Raw genomic sequence first — 22149 nt, forward strand, 5'->3', positions numbered from 1 at the left:
CCTGGCGCCCCTGGGCCCCGGCCCGGACGTGGCCCGGGCCACGTCCGGGCGGCCCGCGTTCCGGCCCGAAGGGAGCGCGACGCACCATAGATGCATGACGTATCCGACCCCCGCCCCCGCGGCGCGCGCCGTCGCCCCCTCCGCCGCGGAGCGGGCATACCGGCACCTGAAGCGGTCGATCCTCGAACAGGTCTACCCCGGCGGGCTGCTGGTCAGCGAGGGGGAGATCGCCGAGGCGGTCGGGATGTCCCGCACCCCGGTCCGGGAGGCCCTGCTGCGGTTGGAGGCCGAGGGGCTGGTCACCCTCTACCCGAAGCGCGGCGCGCTGATTCGGCCCGTGTCCGCCCGGGAGATCGTCGACGTGATCGAGGCGCGCCGGCTGGTGGAGCTGCACGCCGCCGAGCGGGTCTGGTCCCGCCGCGCCACGCTGCGGGCCGACCTGACCCGCTGGCTGGACCGGATGCGCGAGGCCCACGCCGCCGGCGACGTCACCGCGCTGATGTCCGCCGACCGGGCCTTCCACGCCACCGTGGTCGAGGCCGCCGGCAACGAGATCCTCGCCGAGCTGTACCACCGGCTGCGCGACCGCCAGCTACGCATGGGCGAGGCCAGCTTCCGGCTCTCGCCCGGCTGGGCCGAGGTGGCGATCACCGAGCACGCCGCCCAGCTCGCGGCCCTCGACGGCGATGATCCGCGGGTCTGGCTGGACAGCGTCGCCGCGCACATCGACAACGCCGCGACAGTGCTGCGGACCCTGAGTTGAGCGTCGCCGCCACCGCCGTACCGACACCGACCGCCGCGCCCCGCCGCTCCGCCGCGCTGGTCTGGGCGGTGGCCCTCAGCGCGTACGTGGCGGCGGTGTTCCACCGCAGTTCCCTCGGCGTCACCGGGGTCGACGCCGCGCACCGCTTCGACATCAGCGCCTCCACCCTGGCCATCTTCACCGTCGCCCAGCTCGCCGTGTACGCCGCCATGCAGGTGCCGGTGGGGGTGCTGCTCGACCGGTTCGGCTCCCGCCGGCTGTTGATCGCCGGCGGGGCGCTGATGGTCGCCGGCCAGCTCTGCTTCGCGGTGGCCACCGACGTCGGGCTCGCCGTCGCCGCCCGGGTGTTGGTCGGCCTCGGCGACGCGATGACCTTCATCAGCGTGCTGCGCATCGTCGCGTTCTGGTTCCCCGGCCGACGCAACCCGATGCTGGTGCAGCTCACCTGCACCTTCGGGCAGTTCGGCGCGGTCCTCGGCGCCGTGCCGCTGGTCGCCCTGCTGCACCGCGCCGGCTGGACCCCGGCGTTCCTCGCCGCCGCCGCGCTCGGCGCGACCGTGCTCACCATGGTCGTCGCGGCCGTCCGGGACAGCCCGCACCGCGAGCACACCGCCGCGCCCACCCCCGACCTGGCCACCGTACGCCGGGAACTGGCCGCCGCCTGGGCCCAGCCCGGCACCCGGCTGGGGTTGTGGACGCACTTCGTCACCCAGTTCTCCGGCTCGGTGTTCGCGCTGCTGTGGGGGTACCCGTTCCTCGTGCAGGGGCAGGGGATGTCGCCCACCGCCGCAGCCTCCCTGCTCACCCTGATGACCCTGGCCGGCCTGCTGGCCGGGCCGCTGATCGCCCACCTGTGCGCCCGGCACCCGTTCCGCCGCTCGGTGCTGGTGCTCACCGTCACCGCGGCCACCGCCGCGATCTGGGCGGTGGTGCTGGCCTGGCCCGGCCGCGCCCCGGGCTGGCTGCTGGTCGCCCTGATCGTGGTGCTGGCCGCCAACGGCCCCGGCTCGGCCATCGGCTTCGACTACGCCCGCACCTTCAATCCGGCCAGCAGGCTCGGCAGCGCCACCGGCATCGTGAACGTGGGCGGCTTCGCCGCCTCGATCGCCCTGGTGCTGGCCATCGGGGTCGTGCTGGACCTGGCCACCCCCGCAGGCCGCGCCGCACCGGACCTGACCGCCTTCCGGTGGGCCTTCGCCGTGCAGTACGTCCTGTGGGCGCTCGGCGCGGTCCAGGTGCTGCGCTACCGCAACGCCGCCCGCCGCCACCTCGCCGACCTGGCCCGCGACGTCGCCCCGATCACGCAGCCCGTGTCGGCCCATCGACCCGCGTGATCACCCCCGTGGCCTCGGCCGTGGTAAGCGTCGGGCGTTGCTGGGCTCGGCACGGTGATCGGCGGTAGTTTCGCCGGGGAGCGTGATCGACGTGGGGTACCCGCCCGGTGGCGCTCTCCGTCGTCGTCCCGCCCACCGCGGGCCGCCGGCATCGACAGCGGTGGAGCAGGAGGAGAACGTGAGCCAGGAAGTCCGGGGAGTCATTTCACGGCGCAAGGGCGCGCCGGTCGAGGTCACCACGATCGTGGTGCCCGACCCGGGGCCCGGCGAGGCGGTGGTCCGCGTCCAGGCCTGCGGGGTCTGCCACACCGACCTGCACTACCGCGAGGGCGGGATCAACGACGAGTACCCGTTCCTGCTGGGGCACGAGGCGGCCGGCATCGTCGAACAGGTGGGTGAGGGCGTCACCGGCGTCGCGCCGGGCGACTTCGTGGTGCTCAACTGGCGGGCCGTCTGCGGGGTCTGCCGCGCCTGCCGGCGGGGCCGGCCGTGGTACTGCTTCGCCACCCACAACGCGGCCCGGAAGATGACCCTCACCGACGGCACCGAGCTGTCCCCGGCCCTGGGCATCGGGGCCTTCGCCGAGAAGACCCTCGTCCACGCCGGACAGTGCACCAAGGTCAACCCGGCGGCCCGGCCCGCCGCCGTCGGCCTGCTCGGCTGCGGGGTGATGGCCGGCCTCGGCGCGGCGATGAACACCGGCGGGGTCACCCGCGGCGACTCCGTGGCCGTCATCGGCTGCGGCGGGGTCGGTGACGCGGCCGTCGCCGGTGCGGCCCTGGCCGGGGCGTCGACGATCATCGCCGTGGACACCGACTCCCGCAAGCTCGACTGGGCCCGGAAGTTCGGCGCCACCCACACGGTCAACGCCTCGGAGGACGACCCGGTCGAGGCGATCCGCGCCGCCACCGGAGGCTTCGGCGCCGACGTCGTCATCGACGCCGTCGGCCGGCCGGAGACCTGGAAGCAGGCGTTCCACGCCCGCGACCTCGCCGGGACGGTCGTGCTGGTCGGCGTGCCGACCCCCGAGATGACCGTCGACGTGCCGCTGCTGGACGTCTTCGGCCGTGGCGGCGCGCTCAAGTCGAGCTGGTACGGCGACTGCCTGCCCAGCCGCGACTTCCCCATGCTCACCGAGCTCTACCTGCAGGGCCGGCTCGACCTGGACGCGTTCGTCACCGAGGAGATCGCCCTGGACCAGGTCGAGGAGGCGTTCACCCGGATGCACCACGGCGACGTGCTGCGCTCGGTGGTGGTCTTCCCGTGACCGTCCGCGTCGACCACACCGTCACCTCCGGAACGTTCTCCCTCGACGGGCAGACCTTCGACGTCGACAACAACGTCTGGGTGGTCGGCGACGACAGCGAGTGCCTCGTCGTCGACGCCCCGCACGACGTCGACGCGATCCTGCGCGCCGTCGGCCAGCGCCGGGTGGTGGCGATCGTGGCCACCCATGCCCACGACGATCATGTCCGGGTGGCTCCGGAGCTGTCCCGGGCCACCGGCGGGCCGGTGCTGCTGCACCCCGACGACCGGGTGCTGTGGGACCTGGTGCACCCCGGCACGGCCCCCGACGGGGAGCTGCGCGACGGGGCCACGATCGAGGTGGCCGGCACCGGCCTGCGGGTGCTGCACACCCCCGGTCACAGCCCCGGCGCGTGCAGCCTGTACGCCCCGCAGCTCGGTGTGGTCTTCACCGGTGACACCCTCTTCGCCGGCGGACCGGGCGCCACCGGCCGCTCGTACAGCGACTTCGGCACCATCGTCGACTCGATCCGTACCCGGCTGCTCACCCTGCCGCCGGAGACGGTCGTGCACACCGGCCACGGCGACAGCACCACCGTCGGCGCCGAGGCCCCGCACCTCGACGAGTGGATCGCCCGGGGTCACTGACCATCCGCCCGCCACCCGCCCCGGCCGGCGTTCCGGCCGGGGCGGGCCGGGCCGGCACTCGCGGTCGTCGCCCACCAGCACCGTCCCGTCGTCGCGTCCCGCGCCGGTCGACACCGGATCGGCGGCCGACCCGCTGATCCGGTAGGTGCTCGTCCGGTTCGGGGTCCCGCGCGTCCGGTGACCGCCCGTGTCCGAGTTGACCGTTTCTATGTGTGACCGGGGTCGCAGCCCGGGCCGCTGCCCCGCATATCCGGAATGACGGACACGTGGGTCTGGTTGTGTCCCCCGTACCGTCCGTCGGTAAACCCCTACGGCGGAACGGTCCCCCGAGGGGCGCTCAACCCGGAGCGCGTCGCAACGATCGAAAGGGCAACCATCGTGAAGGTTGACTTCACTCGATGGCTCCCGGCCATCGCGAAGACCACCGACCGGATCCCGACCATCGCGAGGACCCCGCACCGCAGGATCGTCCTGAGCGTCGCCGGCGTCGCCGTCCTCGGCGGCCTGGCGTTCGGCCCCATGGCCGTCGCCGCACCGGCCACCAGCGGCCCGCACGCCGGTGCGGTGGCCGCGATCGACCTGGCGACCGGCAAGAACCGCGAGGGCGCCACCGTCGAATCCGCGCTGACGACCGGCGAGAGCATCAGCAGCACGACGCCGGCCGAGAAGCCGGACCGGGACGAACTGATCCCGCACGGCCTCGAGGGCGCCCAGTCGCGCATCCCCCTCGACGACGCGCAGCTCGAGAACGCCGAGGCGATCATCAAGGCAGCCAAGGAGACCGGCGTCGGCGAGCGGGGCGCGGTGATCGGTGTGGCCACCTCGCTGCAGGAGTCGAAGCTGTACAACCTGGGCCACCTGGGGGCGTACAACGACCACGACTCGCAGGGCCTGTTCCAGCAGCGCCCGTCGTCGGGTTGGGGCTCGCCCGACGAGATCACCGACCCCGAGTACGCCTCCGAGGCGTTCTTCGACGCCCTGAAGAACGTGGGCGGTTGGAACGAGCTGCCGCTGACCGCCGCCGCGCAGACGGTGCAGGTGTCGGCGTACCCGTACGCGTACGCACAGTGGGAGGAGCAGGCTGCGGACGTCGTCCAGCAGCTCTGGTGACGCAAGCCCGACAAGGCCCCGGCCGGCCCCGTGAAGGGGCCGGCCGGGGCCTTGTCGCGGTCGGCCACCTGTGCCAGGGCTAGATCGGGAAGCGGCCGCGGCGGACGTGCCAGTGGCGGCCGGCCTTCAGGTGGTCGACGATCGCGCGCTGGAGCACGGTGCGGCGCGGCAGCCGGTCGAGCGGCGTGGTCAGGGTGCGGAACACGAACCGCAGCACCTCGACGTCGGCGTTGAGCCCTTCCGGCTCCTCGTAGGGCTCCAGCTCGAACCTCTGCTGGAACCGGGCGATGTTGGAGTCCCCGGGCAGGTACTCCAGCAGCTGCGGGTCGAGCAGCCACGAGCCGCAGGAGAACGCCGTGTAGCGCTCGTCGGGGAAGTGGCGCGGGAAGAACGCGCGGGCCTCGTCGAGCGACGCCGCGACCGCTTCCGGGGTCATCGGTCCCGACTCGGGGATGTGCAGGTCGATGGCGGTGCCGCCGCGCTGGTGCTGTAACCGGCCCAGCTCGTAGATGCCGCCGCGCGCGTGCAGCGTCAGCCAGTTCTGCATGACCGGCCAGCCCTCGCGGTGCATCCGCCGGTCGATCGCGAGGTTGCGGCCCAGGTCCGCGAGGGTCGCCCACGACACGGCAGCGGCGATGCCGTGATCGCGGTGGTATCCCGTGACGACGTCGACCAGGGCCAGGTACGCGTACACGTAGAGATGCCGCCAGGCGGGGCCCCGTTCGCGGGGGAGCGCCGGACCGGGCGACAGCCAACCGTGGCCCCCGAGATCGGCGCGGACCAGGGCGATCGAGCGGTCGAGCAGCCAGCGCAGCTCCGGAGTCCACAGCGGAGAGTGCGGGTCGGGCCAGCCCGCCATGATCTCGGCGGCGTCGTCCGGCCGGACCGCGAGCCGGTCGAGGATCGCGGGCGCGTCGGCCTTGGCGGGCAGCGGAGCCGACGGCCGGTCGCCGGCGAGCCGGTGCAGGCGGGCGACGTCCTCGACGGGTACCCCGAGCCGGGCGGCGGTGTCGTCCAGATCCACGCGGACGACCCTACCGGCCGGTCGGCGTCTTCCACCGGGCAGATCCCGCCACGGCGACCCGGTCCGCTTCACCCAGCGGCTCATCTCGCCGCCGCCGGCGGCCAGCATGGTCCGGGCCGGTTCGCGTTGGCGTCGTAGGCGAGTCTGAATCGTTCAAGTTCCCCTTGTCGGGTTCACTGGACCGATGGACGAGTCGATCTGGAATTCGGTGCAGGCGTCGCGGGGCTGGTTGGACGCCGCCAACGGCACCGGGGACGCGGAGCTGACCTGCCGGATCCTCAAGCTGACCGAGGAGGCCGGAGAAGTTGCCGGGGCGTGGATCGGGGCGCTGGGCCAGAACCCGCGCAAGGGGGTGACGCACAGCCGCGAGGACGTCGCGGCCGAACTGGCCGACGTGGCGTTCACCGCACTGGTGGCCATCGAGAGCCTTGGCCTCGACCCGCGGTCTCTGCTGCACGCCTGCGCCGCCAAGGTCCGCGCCCGCACGGGCGCCGGGTGACCGCCTCCGGGTGCGGCGCGCGGCGGCGTCCACCCGAGCAGCGGCGAGCGGTCAGCAAGTGAGGTGGATTACCCCGGACGGCTGGAACAGCCCGTGGGGTGGGTAGGTTGTAGCAAGTGTCGGTGTGCTCAGTGTCCCCGGGCCTCACCTGAATTGCCTTCGCGGAATACCGTCCGGCTGGAGCCGCGTCGTGCCACGCGCCGAGAGGCGACCTGCACACCGACACCGAACCGCCCCCGGCCCAACGGTCGGGGGCGGTTTCGTGTCCCGGGCCCAGCGGAGACCCGTACGGGGCGGGCCGTCCTCGCCCCGGTCGAACCGCCCGGACCGGTGACCCGCGGGTTCCGCACGGCGAAAAGATCCGGGCCGGGCACACGACCCGGGCCGGCCTGCCCTATGTTCAGGAGGTCAGCGTCCGTCGAACGGGGGAGGGGGTGCTCCGGATGGGTCTGCGGACCTTCATCCAGGGCTGGCCGGTCTACCGGCAGCTCACCGGCACCGACCCGCTCGGCCGGGGCGTGGCCGCCCAGTCGGCCCGCTCGGCGGCGCTGACCGCACGCACCGAGACCGCCGACAGGGTGGCCCGGTCGGTCTGCCCGTACTGCGCCGTCGGCTGTGGCCAGCGGGTCTTCGTCACCGACGGGCGGGTAACCCAGATCGAGGGGGACCCGGACAGCCCGATCTCCCGTGGCCGGCTCTGCCCGAAGGGCTCGGCCAGCAAGGCGCTGGTCACCAGCCCGCTGCGGCAGACCACGGTCCGTTACCGCCGGCCGTACGCGACCGAGTGGGAGGACCTGGACCTCGAGACCGCCGTCGACATGATCTCCGACCGGATCCTCGCCGCCCGCGAGGAGACCTGGGAGGACGTCGACGACGCCGGTCGGCCGCTGAACCGCACGCTGGGCATCTCCAGCCTGGGCGGGGCGACGCTGGACAACGAGGAGAACTACCTCATCAAGAAGCTGTTCACGGCGATGGGGGCGCTCCAGATCGAGAACCAGGCCCGCATTTGACACTCCGCCACCGTCCCCGGTCTGGGGACCAGCTTCGGTCGCGGCGGCGCGACGGACTTCCAGCAGGACCTGGTCAACGCTGACGTCATCGTCATCCAGGGTTCCAACATGGCGGAGGCCCACCCGGTGGGCTTCCAGTGGGTGATGGAGGCCAAGAAGCGCGGCGCCAAGGTCTTCCACGTCGACCCCCGGTTCACCCGGACCAGCGCGGTCGCCGACACGTACCTGCCGATCCGGGCGGGCACCGACATCGCGCTGCTCGGCGGCGTGGTGCGGTACATCCTGGAGAACGAACTGGACTTCCGGGAGTACGTGCTGGCGTACACCAACGCGGCGACGATCGTCAGCGAGCAGTTCGTCGACACCGAGGACCTGGACGGCCTCTTCTCCGGCTACCACACCGAGACCGCCTCGTACGACCAGTCGAGCTGGCAGTACGAGGGCCAGGAGCGCAACTCCGGGAGCGAGGACACCGGGAAGGAACGGGACAGCGCGGCCGGCCTGCAGCACGAGTCGCATGGCGCGTCCGTGCGGGGGCGCACCCGGCGGGACGAGACGTTGCAGCATCCGCGCTGCGTCTACCAGATCCTGCGGCGGCACTTCTCCCGGTACACCCCGGAGATGGTGCAGCGGGTCTGCGGGATCCCGCAGGAGAGGTTCCTCGAGCTGGCCCGCGCCTGGACGGAGAACTCCGGCCGGGAGCGCACCGGCGCGCTGGTCTACTCGGTGGGCTGGACGCAGCACAGCGTCGGCGTGCAGTACATCCGCACCGGCGCGATCATCCAGACCCTGCTGGGCAACATGGGCCGGCCGGGCGGCGGCATCCTGGCGCTGCGCGGGCACGCCAGCATCCAGGGCTCGACCGACATCCCGACCCTGTTCAACCTGCTGCCCGGCTACCTGCCGATGCCGCACCACGCCGACCACGAGACCTTCGAGGACTGGGTGGGCAGCATCCGCCACCCCGGCCAGAAGGGTTTCTGGGGCAACTCCCGGGCGTTCGCGGCGAGCCTGCTCAAGGCGTACTGGGGTGACGCCGCGACGCCGGACAACGACTTCTGCTACGGGTACCTGCCCCGGATGACCGGCGACCACGGCACGTACCAGCAGGTGCTCAACATGATCGACGGCAAGATCAAGGGTTACTTCCTGCTCGGCCAGAACCCGGCCGTCGGCTCCGCGCACGGCAAGGCCCAGCGGCTCGGCATGGCCAACCTCGACTGGCTGGTCGTGCGGGACCTGTTCCTGATCGAGAGCGCCACGTTCTGGAAGAACAGCCCCGAGGTGGCCACCGGCGAGATCGTGCCGCAGGAGTGCCGTACGGAGGTGTTCTTCCTGCCCGCCGCGTCGCACGTGGAGAAGGACGGCACCTTCACTCAGACCCAGCGGCTGCTTCAGTGGCGGGAGAAGGCCGTCGACCCGCCGGGCGACGCCCGCTCCGAACTGTGGTTCTTCTACCACCTGGGCCGCAAGCTGCGGGAGAAGCTGGCCGGCTCCCCCCACCGGCGCGACCGGGCGCTGCTCGACCTGGCCTGGGACTACCCGACCCATGGTGACCTGGCCGAGCCCAGCGCCGAGGCGGTGCTGCGCGAGATCAACGGCTACGACACGGCCTCCGGCCGGCCGCTGTCCGCGTTCACCGAGGCGCGTAGCGACGGCTCCACCGCGATCGGCTGCTGGATCTACACCGGCGTGTACGCCGACGGCGTCAACCAGGCAGCCCGGCGCAAGTCCCGGCACGAGCAGGACTGGGTGGCCGCCGAGTGGGGCTGGGCGTGGCCGGCGAACCGTCGCACCCTGTACAACCGCGCCTCCGCCGACCCACAGGGCCGGCCGTGGAGCGAACGTAAGCGCTACGTCTGGTGGGATCCGGAGAAGGCGGAGTGGACCGGCTACGACGTGCCGGACTTCGAGAAGAACAAGCCGCCGACGTACCGTCCGCCGGAGGGCACGTCCGGGCCGGACGGGATCGCCGGCGACGACCCGTTCATCATGCAGAGCGACGGCAAGGCCTGGCTGTACGCGCCTCGCGGGGTGCTCGACGGCCCGCTGCCGACGCACTACGAGCCGGCCGAGTCCCCGATGCGCAACCCGATGTACGGCCAGCAGGCCAACCCGACCCGCAAGGTCTACGAGCACCCGGTGAACCCGATGAACCCGAGCCCGCCGGAGGCGCACAGCGACGTCTTCCCGTACGTGTTCACGGTCAGCCGGCTCACCGAGCACCACACGGCCGGCGGGATGAGCCGCACCGTGCGGCCCCTGGCGGAGTTGCAGCCCGAGATGTTCGTGGAGGTGTCCCCGGAGCTGGCCGCCGAGGTCGGGCTGGCCCACCTGGGCTGGGCGCACCTGGTCAGCGGCCGGGCGGTGATCGAGGCGAGGGTGCTGGTCACCGACCGGCTCACCCCCCTGCGGGTGGACGGGCGGATCATCCACCAGCTCTGGCTGCCGTACCACTTCGGCACCGAGGGGCTGGTCACCGGAGACTCGGCCAACGACCTGTTCGGCATCACCCTGGACCCGAACGTGCTGATCCAGGAGAGCAAGGTCGGCACCTGCGACGTGCGGCCGGGCCGGCGTCCCACCGGGCCGGCGCTGCTGGGTCTGGTCGCCGAGTACCGACTGCGGGCTGGGATGACCGTGGACCGGAGGATCCCGATGGTCACCACCGACGCGGCGGGCGGCGACGACGCGGCCGGCAGCACCGACCAACGCTCGGCGGGGGCGTCGTCGGGCGAGAAGAGGGGCGAGGATGCCTGACGCCAACAGCCTCTACGGACCGCTGGACCCGGCCCCGGACGCCGGCTGGACCGACGCCCGCCCCCGGATGGGTTTCTTCACCGACACCAGCGTCTGCATCGGCTGCAAGGCGTGCGAGGTGGCCTGCAAGGAGTGGAACGACGTGCCGGGCTCCGGGCTGGACCTGCTCGGCATGTCGTACGACAACACCGGCGCGCTGACCGCGAACTCGTGGCGGCACGTGGCGTTCGTCGAGCAGCCCGTCCCGGCCGGGCACCGCACCCCGCCGTTCGCCGGCTATCCCACCGCCGGGTCGGTGAGCGCCGCGTCGGCGGCGGTGGCCGCCGGGACGGCCGACGACACCGGCACGGAACCCGGGCTCCCGCCGGGCGATCCGGTCGCCGCCGCCCGGATGGCCGCCGGCCCCGAGTTCCTTGGCATGCCCGGCGCCCAGCCGCCCGGCCGGGCCACCGGCGCGGCCGAGCGCACCGACTTCCGCTGGCTGATGATGTCGGACGTGTGCAAGCACTGCACCCACGCCGCCTGCCTGGACGTCTGCCCCACCGGCTCGCTGTTCCGCACCGAGTTCGGCACGGTCGTGGTGCAGGAGGACATCTGCAACGGCTGCGGCTACTGCATCTCCGCCTGCCCGTACGGGGTGATCGACCAGCGCAAGGACGACGGCCGGGCGTGGAAGTGCACCCTGTGCTACGACCGGCTCGGCGCCGGGCAGACCCCGGCGTGCGCGCAGGCCTGCCCCACCGAGTCCATCCAGTACGGCCCGCTGGACGAACTGCGGGAGCGGGCCGCCGCGCGGGTCGCCACCCTGCACGAGCGGGGGGTGCCGGAGGCCCAGCTCTACGGCCACGACCCCACCGACGGCGTCGGTGGCGACGGCGCGTTCTTCCTGCTCCTCGATGAGCCCGAGGTGTACGGGTTGCCCCCGGACCCGGTGGTCACCACCCGGGACCTGCCCCGGATGTGGAAGCGCGCCGGGCTGGCCGCCCTGACCATGGCGGCGGTTGCCGTCGCCTCGTTCGTCGGAGGTTCCTCGTGAGCCCGCACCGTCCCCCGGTGGGTGACCGGTTCCGCCGCTTCCTGGGTCGCCTCGACGCCACCGGCCGGCCCGGCGGTGTCCCCACCGACCTCACCCCCGACCAGCCCAGCTCGGCTGCCTCCGGGGAGCGGCGGCGCGGCGGCGGGCGGCGCGGCGGCGGGGAACAGCTCAACGTCCCACCGGCCGAGTTCACCTCCTACTACGGCCGGCCGGTGCTCAAGCCGCCGGTGTGGAAGTGGGACATCGCGGCGTACCTGTTCACCGGCGGGCTGGCCGCGGGCTCGTCGCTGCTGGCCGCCGGCGGCCAGCTCACCGGCCGGCCGGCGCTGCGCCGTGCCGGCCGGCTCGCCTCGCTGGCCGCGGTGAGCGCCAGCGCGTACTTCCTCGTCAACGACCTGGGCCGGCCGGACCGGTTCCACCACATGCTGCGGGTGGCGAAGCTGACCTCTCCGATGTCGGTGGGCACCTGGATCCTCACGGTGTTCGGCCCCGCAGCCGGGGTCGCCGCCGTCGCCGAGGCCGCGCCGTGGCTGCCCGAGCGGGGCGTGCTCGGGCTGGGCCGCAGGCTGCTGCCCCCGGTCGGGCAGGCCGCTGGGCTGGTCGCCGCCGCGACCGCGCCGGCCCTGGCCACGTACACCGGGGTGCTGCTGGCCGGCACGGCCGTGCCGTCGTGGCACGAGGCGTACCCGGAACTGCCGATGATCTTCGCGGGCAGCGCCCTGGCCAGCGGCGCCGGCGTGGGCCTGCTGGCCGCGCCCGGCGATCAGGCCGGCCCGGCCCGGCGGATGGCGGTGGCCGGCGCGGCCCTGGAGCTGTGGGGCTCGCACCGGGTGGAGCACCGGCTCGGCCTGCTCAGCGAGCCCTACCGCACCGGCACTCCCGGGCGGCTGCTGCGCGCCGGCCGGGCGTTGACCGCCGCCGGGGTGGCCGGGGCGCTCGTCGGCCGGCGCAGCCGTGTGCTGTCCGGGCTTTCCGGCGCCGCGCTGCTCGCCGCGTCCGTGGCCACCCGGTTCGGGATCTTCCACGGTGGCGTCGCCTCCGCCCGCGACCCGAAGTACACGGTCGTCCCGCAGCGCGAACGGCTCCGCCGTCGCGAGGCGGAACGCCCCGCCGTCGAGGGCTGAGGCCCCTCCCGGCGGACGCTGAGGCCCTTCCCGCGCGGCCGGGCGGGCGCTGTGATCGAATAGCCGGTGGAGGCGTTCAGGCGGCTGGTGCCCCTCCCGGTCTTCAAAACCGGTGTGGTCCGGTACCCGGGCCAGGCGGGTTCGATTCCCGTCCGTCTCCGCCAGGCAGACCCATTGGAGAGGACGCGATGCGCGACGCCGATCCACGGCGGCGGGTGCCGCGCACGGATGTTCTGCTGGCCGACCCACGGCTGGCCCCGGCCGTCGCCACGCTCGGCCGTAGCCGGGTCAAGGCCGCGATCGTCGCCGCCCAGGACCGCGCCCGCCGTGGCGAGATCACCCCCGAGCGGGTACGCGACGCCGTGCTCGCCGCCCTGCCCGCGCCGGCCCCTCGGGTGGTGCTCAACGCCACCGGCGTCGTGCTGCACACCAACCTCGGCCGGGCGGCGCTCTGCGCCGCCGCCGTGGACGCCCTCGTGGCCGCCGCCGGGCACACCGACGTGGAGCTTGACCTGACCACCGGCCGGCGGGCCCGGCGAGGCCGGGACGCCCTCGACGCGCTCGCCGCCGCCGTGCCCGACGCGGGTGCCGTGCACGTGGTCAACAACGGCGCCGCCGCACTGGTCCTCGCCGCCACGGCGCTCGCCGCCGGCCGGGAGATCGTGGTCAGCCGGGGTGAGCTGGTGGAGATCGGTGACGGGTTCCGCCTGCCGGAACTGCTGGCCAGCACCGGTGCCCGGCTGCGCGAGGTGGGCACCACCAACCGCACCAGCCTGGCCGACTACGCCGCCGCGATCGGCCCCGACACCGGCTTCGTGCTCAAGGTCCACCCGTCGAACTTCGTGGTCACCGGTTTCACCCGGGCCGTCGGCGTCGACCGGCTGGCCACCCTCGGCGTGCCGGTGGTCGCCGACATCGGCTCCGGGCTGCTCGCCGCAGACCCGCTGCTGCCCGCCGAGCCGGACGCGGCCAGCACCCTGCGGGCCGGCGCCCAGCTGGTCACCGCCAGCGGCGACAAGCTGCTCGGCGGCCCCCAGGCCGGGCTGCTGCTCGGCGACGCCGACCTGGTCGAGCGACTGCGCCGGCACCCGCTCGCCCGCGCCCTGCGGGTCGACAAGCTGACCCTGGCCGCCCTCGCGGCCACCCTGCACACCCCGGACACTCCCACCCGGGCCGCGCTGCACGCCGGCCCGGCGGCCCTGCGGCAGCGCACCGAAGGGCTGCGCGACCGGCTGGCTGCCGACGGCTGCAAGGCCGAGGTGGTGCCCGCCGTCGCCGTGGTCGGTGGGGGCGGCGCGCCGGGCGTCGAGCTGGACTCGTGGGCCCTGGCCCTGCCCGAGCGGTACGCGGGGCCGCTGCGCGTCGGCACGCCGGCGGTGCTCGGCCGGGTGGCCCAGGGGCGGCTGCTGCTGGATCTGCGCTGTGTCCCCGTCGCCGCCGACGACGCGCTGCGCGCGGCGGTCCTGTCCGTGCCCGTGGACGCCTGACGTGTGGGTGGTGGCCACCGCCGGGCACGTCGACCACGGCAAGTCGACCCTGGTCCGGGCGCTGACCGGGATGGAGCCCGACCGGTGGGCCGAGGAGCGGCGCCGGGGCATGACCATCGACCTCGGCTTCGCCTGGACCACGCTGCCCTCCGGCGGCACCGTGGCGTTCGTCGACGTCCCCGGCCACGAGCGGTTCGTGCCGAACATGCTCGCCGGCGTCGGCCCCGCCCCGGCCGCCCTGCTGGTCGTCGCCGCCGACGAGGGGTGGATGCCCCAGTCGGCCGAGCACCTGGCGGCGCTGCACGCCCTCGGGGTGGCGTACGGGCTGCTGGTGGTGACCCGCGCGGACCTGGCCGATCCGGGGCCGGCGCTGGCGCACGCCCGCGCGGAGATCGCCGCCACCTCCCTGGGAGCCGTGGACGCCGTGGCGGTCAGCGCCGTCACCGGGGCCGGCCTGCCCGAGTTGCGGGACGCCCTGGACCGGCTCGTGGCGCGGCTTCCCGACCCGGCGGCCGGTGCCCCCGTACGGCTGTGGGTGGACCGGTCGTTCACCGTCCGGGGCAGCGGCACGGTCGTGACCGGCACCCTCGGCGGCGGCCGGCTGTCCGTCGGTGACCACCTCGAACTGGCCGACACCGGCGAGCCGGTGCGGGTGCGTGGCCTGCACTGCCTCGGCGCGCCCCACGGCCGGGTCGACGCGGTGGCCCGGGTGGCGGTGAACCTGCGCAACGTGCCCCGCGAGCGGCTGGGGCGCGGCGACGCCCTGCTCACCCCCGGTCGGTTCCGCCGCACCGACCTGCTCGACGTGCGGGTCGCCGGGGACCCGGCCGCCGACCTGCCGGCCACCCTCACCCTGCACGTCGGCGCCGCAGCCGTCACCGCCCGGGTCCGCCCGCTCGGCCCGGACACCGCCCGGCTGCGGCTGGTCCGCCCGCTGCCGCTGCTCGTCGGCGACCGGGCGCTGCTGCGCGACCCCGGCCGTCACCACGTCGCCGGTGGGGCGACCGTCCTCGACGTGGCCCCGCCCCCGCTGACCCGGCGGGGGGCCGCCGCCGCCCGGGCCCGGGTGCTTGCCGGCCTCGACGGGCGGCCGGACCTGGCCGGGGAGCTGCGTCGCCGGCTCCTGGTCCGCCGGGGCGAGCTGACCCGGATGGGGGTGCCGGTCACCACCGCCACCCCGGTCGCCGGGGACTGGTTGGCCGACCCCGGCCACTGGCGGGCCCTCGCCGCCCGGCTGGCCGACGAGACCGCCCGGTACGTCGCCGCGCACCCGCTGGAGCCGGGCGTCCCGGTCGACGTGCTGCGGCAGCGCCTCGACCTGCCCGACCGGGCTCTGGTGGAGGTGCTGGTCCGCCCGCCGTTGCGGGTGCGCGCCGGCCGGGTCGGCGCGGACGCCGGGGACGCGCTGCCGGAGCCGGTGGCCCGGGCCGTGGCCCGGGTCCGCGCCGAGTACGGCGACCGCCCGTTCCAGGCCCCCGGGGCGGACCGCCTCGCCGGCCTGGGCCTCGGGCCCCGGGAGATCGGAGCGGCCGTGCGCGCGGGAGCGCTGCTGCGGCTCGCGGAGAACGTGGTGCTGCTGCCCGGCGCGGTCGACGACGCGGCCCGGGTCCTCGCCCGGCTGCCGCAGCCGTTCACCCTCAGCGCCGCCCGGCAGGCCCTGGACACGACCCGCCGGGTCGCTGTGCCGCTGCTGGAGCTGCTGGACCGGCGGGGCGTCACCCGCCGCCTGCCCGACGACGCCCGCACGGTCGTCGCCCCGCCCGGCGTCGCCGCTTCATGATCGTCTGACCGTCGCGGGGGCCTCCTGCGGCGGGTCGCCTCCGTCCACGGCGAACGATCACGGGTGGAGGGGGTTCCGCCGCGCCGCGGCCCCGATCAGGCCTAGCGTGGCGGCATGGACCCTTCGGCGGTCTGGCGGGACAAGAGCCACCGGTGGCGGATCGAGGCCTACCGGGCGCCGGACCTGCGCTTCGCCGTCTTCGCCACCAACGGCCCCACCGAGTCGGCCCCGTTGTGGCTGTTCGGGATGGCCGCCCTGGCCCGCTGGTTGATGACCCACGCCATCTCGTTGGACGACCTGGAGACCGACTGAGCCGGCCACCCCCTCGTCCGGGGGAACCGTCCCCGTTTCCGGAGTGTGGGTCGGTGTCGTCTCCGTACCGTTCGGGGCGTGAAGGACCGAGGAATGCGGACGGTCGTGACGGTGCTCGCCGGCCTCGCGGTCATCTACTTCGGCAGCAAGGGTCGCAGCCCCGACGAGGGCGGCGGGGTCTCCGCCGGGGTGGTGGTGCTCGCGGTGCTGGCCGCCGCCCTGGCCTGGCACCTGACCAAGCCGGGCGACAGCGCGACCAAATGACCGCCGGCCCACTCCGCGGCGCCGGTGGCGGGTACGGGCGTGCGCCGGACCGGGGGCGTCAGCGGGCGGCTGCGGTGCGGTCGACCTCGCGGGCGGACTCCTCGCCGAGGGCGACCCGGACCAGCGCCGAGGCGAACCGGCCGAAGTCGCCGCCGCCGACCAGCCCGGCCAGCCCGTCCGGGTTCGCCGGCAGGCCGAGGCGCTTCGCCCCGGCCAGCGTCCGCCGGTCGGCGTACGGGCGAACGTCGGGCCACACCTGCTGCGCCTCGCGCAGGAAGATGTCCGCGCCGGTGGGGCCGATGCCGGGAAACTCGGTGAGCAGCCGTCGCAGCGCGGGCCGGTTCCCGCCGGCCTCCCGGTGCAGCCGGCGCAGGTCGCCGTGCCACCGGTCCAGGCACAGCCGCGCGCCGGCGCCGAGCATCGTGGCGGTCCGCTCGTCGTAGCGGCGGTAGTGCCCCCGGCCCAACGCGTCGACCCGCTCCTGCCAGCCGGACGCCCCCATCGCCTGCGGGGTGCGGTAGCCGGCGGCGAACAGCTCCCGCGCGGCGGCCACCGCGACCGACGCCCGGATCCGGGTGCTCAGCAGCATGGTCAGCACCAGCAGCTGGTACAGCGGCCCGGGCCGGTCGGCGAGCCGGATGCCGGCCTCCTCCGCGTACGTGCGGCCCTGCCGGTCCAGCAGGGCCCGTGCCGTCCTCCGCGCATCTGCCACACCCCGGGGATACCCCGATCGCCGCCGCCCACCCACCCGACCGTTCTCACCCCGCCCCGACGTCGCGCTAATACACGGAATTAGTGGCCTTGAGGCGGCGCGAGGCCACTAATTCCGTGTATCAGCAGCGTGGGGGTGGGCGGCATGGGGGCAACGGCGGCGGGTAAGCCGGTCGTGGCGTGGCCCACGCCGCGCCGTCCAACCCGGAAGGGAGACTCCCGTGACGAACCCTCAGCAGCCGGAGTTGCGCCGCAACGCGCGCAACGACGCGGTGCAGGACGCCAAGGGGCCCGGCGTGTCCGGTCACCCCGGCCACCGTGGCACGTCCCAGGGCGACCGGGGCCGTACGGTGCCGCGCGGCCAGGTGTCGCCGTACGGCCCGGCCGGCGGCCAGGTGGCCGACGACGAGAGCGCCGAACGCGGCTAGCACCCCTGGGAAGATGGCGGCCGCAGCCGGTTCCAGGTGGCTGCGGCCGCCATCCCGTACGCCAGGTGCGGCACGAGGTCCGACAGCCAGTCGGTGCGGCTCCACCGGCGCGGATCAGTTACCCCCAGCGCGGTCATCGAGCCGTCCGACATCGCCATCACACTCCCGCCGAGCAGGGCCACCGCGACCGGCCCCGCGGTGCGCCGCCCCGGGAGCAGGGCGAAGGCGGCGCCGGCGGCGATGCCCATCCCGTATCCGAGCAGGGGCCCGAGGCCCGAGCGGCGGTTGGCCGCCCGGTCCTCGGGCCCCAGGTCGATGTGGGCGATTCCGGCCACCCGTCCGGCGGTCTCCTCGGGTGTGCTGCTCGCCGGTCGGGCGCGCAGCACCATGTCGAGGTAGCTGACGATGTTGAGCGCGGCGCTGCCCACCGCTCCGGCGATGGCCCCGTCGACCAGTTTGGCGCCGTTCACTTCGGGTCGCCCGGTTCGCGCTCACCCTTGGGGCCGTACGTCCGCTCGCCCCGCACGACGCCGCGCTGTCCCCGGTCCTCCTGCAGGATCCGGTTGGCGACCTGGTTGGCCTCCTGGTCGGCCGCCCGACCGGAGTTCTCGATCAGATCGCGCAGTCGCGCCCGTTCCTTGTCGTACGCGCTGCTGCCCGGCCGTGGTCCTGGCATAGCCGCCTCCTGATGTCGCGGTGACCGTTGGTCACGCCGTCTACCCGCCTGCGCCGGGGCCAACCGTCGCCCATGCCCGGGGCGTGCCCCGGCGGCCTGGTGTGCAGGTGTCACACCGGGGCGCGGACCACGGCGACCGGGCAGTCGGCGCGGTGCAGCACGGCGTGGCTGACCGAGCCGAGCAGGAGACCGGTGAACTCGCCGCGTCCCCGGCAGCCGACCACCAGCAGCTGCGCCGCGTGGGACGCCTCGGCCAGCGCGGCGGCGGCCCGGCCCCGGGTCAGCACCCGCTCGACCCGCACCGCCGGCCGGCGTTCGCCGAGACCGGCCAGCGACGCCGCCAGCACCCGCTCCTCCTCGCCGCGTAGTTGCCCCTCGTCGTACACCAGGGGCTGCATGTCACCGGGCCCGGCGGAGGCCGGGTGCCGGTAGGCGTGCACCGCGCGTAGCGCGACGCCGCGGGTCGTCGCCTCGTCGGCGGCGAACTCGACGGCGGCGCGGGCCGCCGCGGAGCCGTCCACCCCGACCACGACCGGACCGTCGGCCCGGTCGGCGCCGCGGGCCACCAGCACCGGGCAGTCGGCGTGCGCCGCGACCTGGATCGCCACGGAGCCGACCGCCAGCGCGGCGAAGCCACCCAGCCCCCGGTCGCCGAGGACGATCAGCGCGGCGGTGGGCGACTCGCCGACCAGCACGGCGGATGCCTCCCCGTCGATGACCTCTCCGGTGACCCGCACCCCCGGTGCTGCCGCCTCGGCGTGCGCCACCGCCCGCGCGACGAGGCGTTCGGCCTGTTCGCGCAGGCCGGCGCCGGGCGGCGCGTCGGGCACCGGGCCCAGCGGCACCCGCAGCAGCGGCCAGACGAAGCCGTGCACCACCCGCAGGGTCCGGCCCCGGCGCGCGGCCTCCCCGGCGGCGAGCCGGACGGCCCGCTGGGCCGGTTCGGAGCCGTCCACACCGACCACCACCGCCGCGCCGCTGGCCGCGTTCACCGCCGTACCTCCTCCGCCGTGGTGTCGCGGTCAGTATCCCGGCCGTACGGGTGTCGCCGAGGCGATACCGCGCACGTCGGGGCATCGCTACGCTGCCCCGGAACTTCGCCGGAGGGAGCGACGCCCATGGAAGAGGCCGACCGGGCGAGCACCGCCCGTATGATCGATTTCTGGCTCGGCGGGGAGGACCACTTTCCGGTCGATGTGGCCGCCGCGCGGGCCTTCGAGGGGGCGTACGGCCCGTGCGCGCCGTTGTTCCGCGAGCTGCGCGCGTTCCTCGGTCGGGCGGTCCGGACGATCGCCGGGGCCGGGGTGGACGGCTTCCTGGTTTTCGGCGCGGGGGTGCCCACCAGGGGCAACGTGCACGAGGTCGCCCCGGAGGCGGCGGTGCTCTACACCGACGTCGACCCGGTCACCATCCGGCTCGGGCAGCGCATCCTGGCCGGCAACGACCGGGCCGGCTACGGCTACGGCGACGCCACGGACGTCGGCACGGTCGACTCCGCGTTGCTGCGCCGCTTCGTGCCCGGTTGGGGCCGCCGTCCGGTCGGGGTGGTCTTCCTCGGGCTGGCCGCCTTCCTCGACGACGCGACGCTGGCGCACACCCTCGACGAGCTGTACGCGGCGGTGGCCCCCGGCAGCTTCCTCGCCGTCGACTTCGACGGTGAGGAGCTCGCGGCGTACCCGGAGGCCCTGGCGATGATGGGGCCGCAGTTCCGGATGCGCCCGCCCGCGGCGTTCGGTTCCCTGCTGGGCCGGTGGACGCCGACGGACGACGGGATCGTCGCGGTGTCGCGGTGGCGTCCCGACGGTTCGCCGGCGGCCCTGCCGGACGCCTTCCACGGCGGGCTGGCCATCAAGCGCTCCGGCTGACCGCCGTCGCGCCCGCCCCCGACCGACCGCGCCGGCCGGCCCGCGACGGCCCTCCGTATGATGCTTGCCCTACAGCAAGAGTTGTCGGAGGGGGATCATGTCGGACGCGTTCGGACCGGTGGCCCGCGCGCTGCGTGAGGCGGCGCCCGACCGGTTGGCCGAGGTCGCCGACCAGGCCGTCCGCGCCGGGTTGGGCGCGTCGCGCACGGACGTCTTCGTCGCCGACTACCGGATCAGCGGGCTGTGGCCCGTGCTCGATCCGGAGCTGCCCGACGCCGGCTTTCTCGCCTGCCACGGCGTGGCCCAACGCTGCTTCAGCAGCCAGCAGCCGGTGCTCGACGGCGGGGACGACGGCCGGTGCCGGGTCTACCTTCCGCTGACCGTCTGGGGCGAACGTCTCGGCGTGTTCCTGGTCGAGCTGCCGGTTCCCCCGTCGGCGGCGACGGTCGAGGCGGTCCGGGACGTCGCCGACGAGCTGGCGGTGGCGCTGCGCGCGGCGGACCGGCAGACCGACCGGTACCGCCGGGCCCGCCGCCGGGAGCGGCTGAGCATGGCCGCCGAGATGCAGTGGGATCTGTTGCCGGGCCGCAGTGTGACGCACGGCGCGTTCCTGCTGGCCGGGCAGCTCGAGCCGGCGTACACGGTGGGCGGTGACCACTTCGACTGGTCGGTGGACGGTGATCGACTCACCCTGACGGTGCTCAACGGCGCCGGCACGGGCCTGTCGGCGGCGCTGCTGACGGCGGTGTCGGTCAACGCCATGCGCAACGCCCGCCGCTCCGGGGGCAGCCTGGTCGAGCAGGCTGAGCTGGCCTCGGACACCATCTTCTTCCAGCACCGGGGCGAACGGCACGTGGCGACGCTGCTGCTGGAGCTGGACACCACCGACGGCCGGGTCCGGGCGGTGGACGCCGGGTCCCCGCACGTGCTGCGGGTACGCGGCCGGTCGGTCGCCCGGGTGCCGCTGGAGCAGCAGCTGCCGCTGGGCATGTTCGCCGAGACCCGGTACGAGGTGCAGGAGTTCACCGTGGAGCCGGGGGACCGGCTCTTCGTGGTCAGTGACGGCGTGTACGCGGCGGATCCCGGTGGCCGCGAACCGTACGGGGAGCGGGCCATGGCGCGGTCCATGCGCGCGACGCGGCTGCAGCCGGCGACCGAGGCGGTTGGTACGGTGATGCGTGGGCTGCAGTCCTACCACGTGGACGTCGATCTCCGCGACGATGCCGTGGTCGTCTGCCTCGACTGGCGTGGCCAGGGCGGGGGAGGGGCCGGCTGGGCGCGGTGACGGGACGGTAAGCGGAACACGAGCGCACACTCGCAGGGGACGTCGGTGGAACAACCTCCGGATCTGGCCGCGGCGATCGCCGCGGCAGCCGAGGCGATCGTCGGCGTCCTGGACCCGGCGGGTTCCCGGCACCGGATGACCGTGTCGCCCACCCAGCTGCGGGTGCTCTCGCTGATCAGCAGCCGCCCGGCGACCAATGTGAACCGGCTCGCGGAGCTGCTCGACGTGGTGCCGTCGTCGGCGAGCCGGCTGTGCGACCGGCTGGAGGCGATCGGGCTGCTGCGCCGGACCGCCGACCCGCGGGACCGGCGGGAGGTGCGGCTGATGCCGACGGCGGCCGCCGAGGCCCTGCTCAGGGAGCTGGCGGAGCGCCGGCACCGCGCGATCGGCGCGGTGCTGGACCGGATGCCTCCGCGCACGCAGCAGGAACTGCTGCTGGCCCTGTTGGCGTTCGGGCAGGCGGCCACGCCCGTTCCGGTGGACGCCCAGTCGGACTCGCCGGCCCGAACGGCCTGACCCGTCTCACACCCCTATGTCCTAGGACGCTCTACCCCACGTGACCTGCACCACACCGCCGAGAAACACAGCACCCAGGCGAACGCGGGCCCGTGGAGGCCGAAAGCGAGCCCGATATAGTGGCAGCGCAACTCACCGGCCGGTGGTCCCCGTGACCGCGGGCCGACCAGGGGAGGTGATCCCGGTCCGGGATCACACAGGCGCCGGCGGAGCCCGGCCCGGCAACGCGCACGTCCTTCCGTAGCGCCCGCCCGCGGGTGCCGGACCGT

Annotated in this window: 22 protein-coding genes and 1 tRNA gene; 18 read left to right on the forward strand and 5 right to left on the reverse strand. The window is 74.7% G+C overall.

Annotated elements, in window-relative coordinates; genetic code table 11:
- The first annotated feature begins 94 nt into the window (after nt 1-94).
- From OG559_RS27530 to OG559_RS27550, 5 genes are all read left to right on the forward strand, one after another.
- Nucleotides 95-763: a GntR family transcriptional regulator gene (locus tag OG559_RS27530; RefSeq protein ID WP_405108952.1), complete on the forward strand. Its 669-nt coding sequence runs from the start codon at nt 95-97 to the stop codon at nt 761-763.
- Nucleotides 760-2097 carry a nitrate/nitrite transporter gene (locus tag OG559_RS27535; protein ID WP_405108955.1) on the forward strand — a complete coding sequence of 446 codons (1338 nt, stop codon included), beginning with the start codon at nt 760-762 and terminating at the stop codon, nt 2095-2097. Before OG559_RS27530 ends, OG559_RS27535 begins: the two co-directional genes overlap by 4 nt.
- A gap of 178 nt (nt 2098-2275) precedes the next feature.
- The gene (locus OG559_RS27540; protein WP_405108957.1) at nt 2276-3364 is read left to right on the forward strand and encodes an S-(hydroxymethyl)mycothiol dehydrogenase; all 1089 of its coding nucleotides are present in this window, start codon (nt 2276-2278) and stop codon (nt 3362-3364) included.
- A complete protein-coding gene (locus OG559_RS27545; protein ID WP_405108959.1) occupies nt 3361-3990 on the forward strand; it encodes an MBL fold metallo-hydrolase in 630 nt (209 codons plus the stop codon). The genes OG559_RS27540 and OG559_RS27545 overlap by 4 nt, the downstream gene beginning before the upstream one ends.
- Nucleotides 3991-4368: 378 nt before the next feature.
- On the forward strand, nt 4369-5100 hold the full coding sequence (locus OG559_RS27550) for a hypothetical protein (RefSeq protein WP_405108962.1): 732 nt from the start codon (nt 4369-4371) through the stop codon (nt 5098-5100).
- Between the two features lie 79 nt (nt 5101-5179).
- Here the strand turns inward: OG559_RS27550 and OG559_RS27555 are convergent, their stop codons facing one another.
- On the reverse strand, nt 5180-6124 hold the full coding sequence (locus tag OG559_RS27555) for an acyltransferase domain-containing protein (protein WP_405108964.1): 945 nt from the start codon (nt 6122-6124) through the stop codon (nt 5180-5182).
- A gap of 184 nt (nt 6125-6308) precedes the next feature.
- On the opposite strand from OG559_RS27555, the gene OG559_RS27560 reads away from it, so the two are divergent.
- The 9 genes from OG559_RS27560 to OG559_RS27600 all read left to right on the forward strand — a co-directional run bounded on the left by OG559_RS27560 (nt 6309) and on the right by OG559_RS27600 (nt 16399).
- Nucleotides 6309-6623, forward strand: coding sequence for a MazG-like family protein (locus OG559_RS27560; RefSeq protein ID WP_405108967.1), 315 nt, complete (start codon nt 6309-6311; stop codon nt 6621-6623).
- Between the two features lie 443 nt (nt 6624-7066).
- Nucleotides 7067-10396: a formate dehydrogenase gene (gene fdh, locus OG559_RS27565; protein ID WP_405108970.1), complete on the forward strand. Its 3330-nt coding sequence runs from the start codon at nt 7067-7069 to the stop codon at nt 10394-10396.
- The gene (locus tag OG559_RS27570) at nt 10389-11432 is read left to right on the forward strand and encodes a 4Fe-4S dicluster domain-containing protein (protein ID WP_405108973.1); all 1044 of its coding nucleotides are present in this window, start codon (nt 10389-10391) and stop codon (nt 11430-11432) included. The genes fdh and OG559_RS27570 overlap by 8 nt, the downstream gene beginning before the upstream one ends.
- The gene (nrfD, locus tag OG559_RS27575) at nt 11429-12556 is read left to right on the forward strand and encodes an NrfD/PsrC family molybdoenzyme membrane anchor subunit (protein WP_405108976.1); all 1128 of its coding nucleotides are present in this window, start codon (nt 11429-11431) and stop codon (nt 12554-12556) included. Before OG559_RS27570 ends, nrfD begins: the two co-directional genes overlap by 4 nt.
- A gap of 68 nt (nt 12557-12624) precedes the next feature.
- Nucleotides 12625-12720 (forward strand) — tRNA-Sec (locus OG559_RS27580).
- Nucleotides 12721-12744: 24 nt separating this feature from the next.
- Nucleotides 12745-14043 (forward strand): L-seryl-tRNA(Sec) selenium transferase, encoded by a 1299-nt coding sequence (gene selA, locus OG559_RS27585; protein WP_405108979.1) that lies wholly within the window; start codon nt 12745-12747, stop codon nt 14041-14043.
- A gap of 1 nt (nt 14044) precedes the next feature.
- A complete protein-coding gene (gene selB, locus OG559_RS27590; protein WP_405108982.1) occupies nt 14045-15823 on the forward strand; it encodes a selenocysteine-specific translation elongation factor in 1779 nt (592 codons plus the stop codon).
- A gap of 114 nt (nt 15824-15937) precedes the next feature.
- Nucleotides 15938-16135: a hypothetical protein gene (locus OG559_RS27595; RefSeq protein ID WP_007071112.1), complete on the forward strand. Its 198-nt coding sequence runs from the start codon at nt 15938-15940 to the stop codon at nt 16133-16135.
- A gap of 78 nt (nt 16136-16213) precedes the next feature.
- Entirely contained in the window at nt 16214-16399 is a 186-nt protein-coding gene (locus OG559_RS27600) for a hypothetical protein (protein ID WP_405108985.1), read from the forward strand.
- Between the two features lie 58 nt (nt 16400-16457).
- On the opposite strand, the gene OG559_RS27605 is transcribed toward OG559_RS27600, so the two are convergent.
- The gene (locus OG559_RS27605) at nt 16458-17111 is read right to left on the reverse strand and encodes a hypothetical protein (RefSeq protein WP_405108987.1); all 654 of its coding nucleotides are present in this window, start codon (nt 17109-17111) and stop codon (nt 16458-16460) included.
- Nucleotides 17112-17331: 220 nt separating this feature from the next.
- Here OG559_RS27605 and OG559_RS27610 point away from each other — a divergent pair, with 220 nt between their 5' ends.
- Nucleotides 17332-17538: a hypothetical protein gene (locus tag OG559_RS27610; protein ID WP_161683707.1), complete on the forward strand. Its 207-nt coding sequence runs from the start codon at nt 17332-17334 to the stop codon at nt 17536-17538.
- Here the strand turns inward: OG559_RS27610 and OG559_RS27615 are convergent.
- The 3 genes from OG559_RS27615 to OG559_RS27625 all read right to left on the reverse strand — a co-directional run bounded on the left by OG559_RS27615 (nt 17535) and on the right by OG559_RS27625 (nt 19206).
- A complete protein-coding gene (locus OG559_RS27615; RefSeq protein WP_405108990.1) occupies nt 17535-18008 on the reverse strand; it encodes a hypothetical protein in 474 nt (157 codons plus the stop codon). The genes OG559_RS27610 and OG559_RS27615 overlap by 4 nt on opposite strands.
- Nucleotides 18005-18214, reverse strand: coding sequence for a phosphatidylethanolamine-binding protein (locus tag OG559_RS27620; RefSeq protein WP_396674217.1), 210 nt, complete (start codon nt 18212-18214; stop codon nt 18005-18007). Before OG559_RS27620 ends, OG559_RS27615 begins: the two co-directional genes overlap by 4 nt.
- A gap of 110 nt (nt 18215-18324) precedes the next feature.
- A complete protein-coding gene (locus OG559_RS27625) occupies nt 18325-19206 on the reverse strand; it encodes a universal stress protein (RefSeq protein WP_405108992.1) in 882 nt (293 codons plus the stop codon).
- A gap of 126 nt (nt 19207-19332) precedes the next feature.
- Between OG559_RS27625 and OG559_RS27630 the strand changes: the two genes are divergently transcribed.
- The 3 genes from OG559_RS27630 to OG559_RS27640 all read left to right on the forward strand — a co-directional run bounded on the left by OG559_RS27630 (nt 19333) and on the right by OG559_RS27640 (nt 21880).
- Nucleotides 19333-20079: an SAM-dependent methyltransferase gene (locus OG559_RS27630; RefSeq protein ID WP_405108995.1), complete on the forward strand. Its 747-nt coding sequence runs from the start codon at nt 19333-19335 to the stop codon at nt 20077-20079.
- Between the two features lie 97 nt (nt 20080-20176).
- Nucleotides 20177-21364: a PP2C family protein-serine/threonine phosphatase gene (locus tag OG559_RS27635; protein ID WP_405108998.1), complete on the forward strand. Its 1188-nt coding sequence runs from the start codon at nt 20177-20179 to the stop codon at nt 21362-21364.
- 45 nt (nt 21365-21409) lie between these two features.
- Nucleotides 21410-21880 (forward strand): MarR family transcriptional regulator, encoded by a 471-nt coding sequence (locus tag OG559_RS27640; protein ID WP_405109000.1) that lies wholly within the window; start codon nt 21410-21412, stop codon nt 21878-21880.
- The last annotated feature ends 269 nt before the right edge of the window (nt 21881-22149 follow it).

Source organism: Micromonospora sp. NBC_01405, from assembly GCF_045040155.1.
GTDB lineage: Bacteria > Actinomycetota > Actinomycetes > Mycobacteriales > Micromonosporaceae > Micromonospora.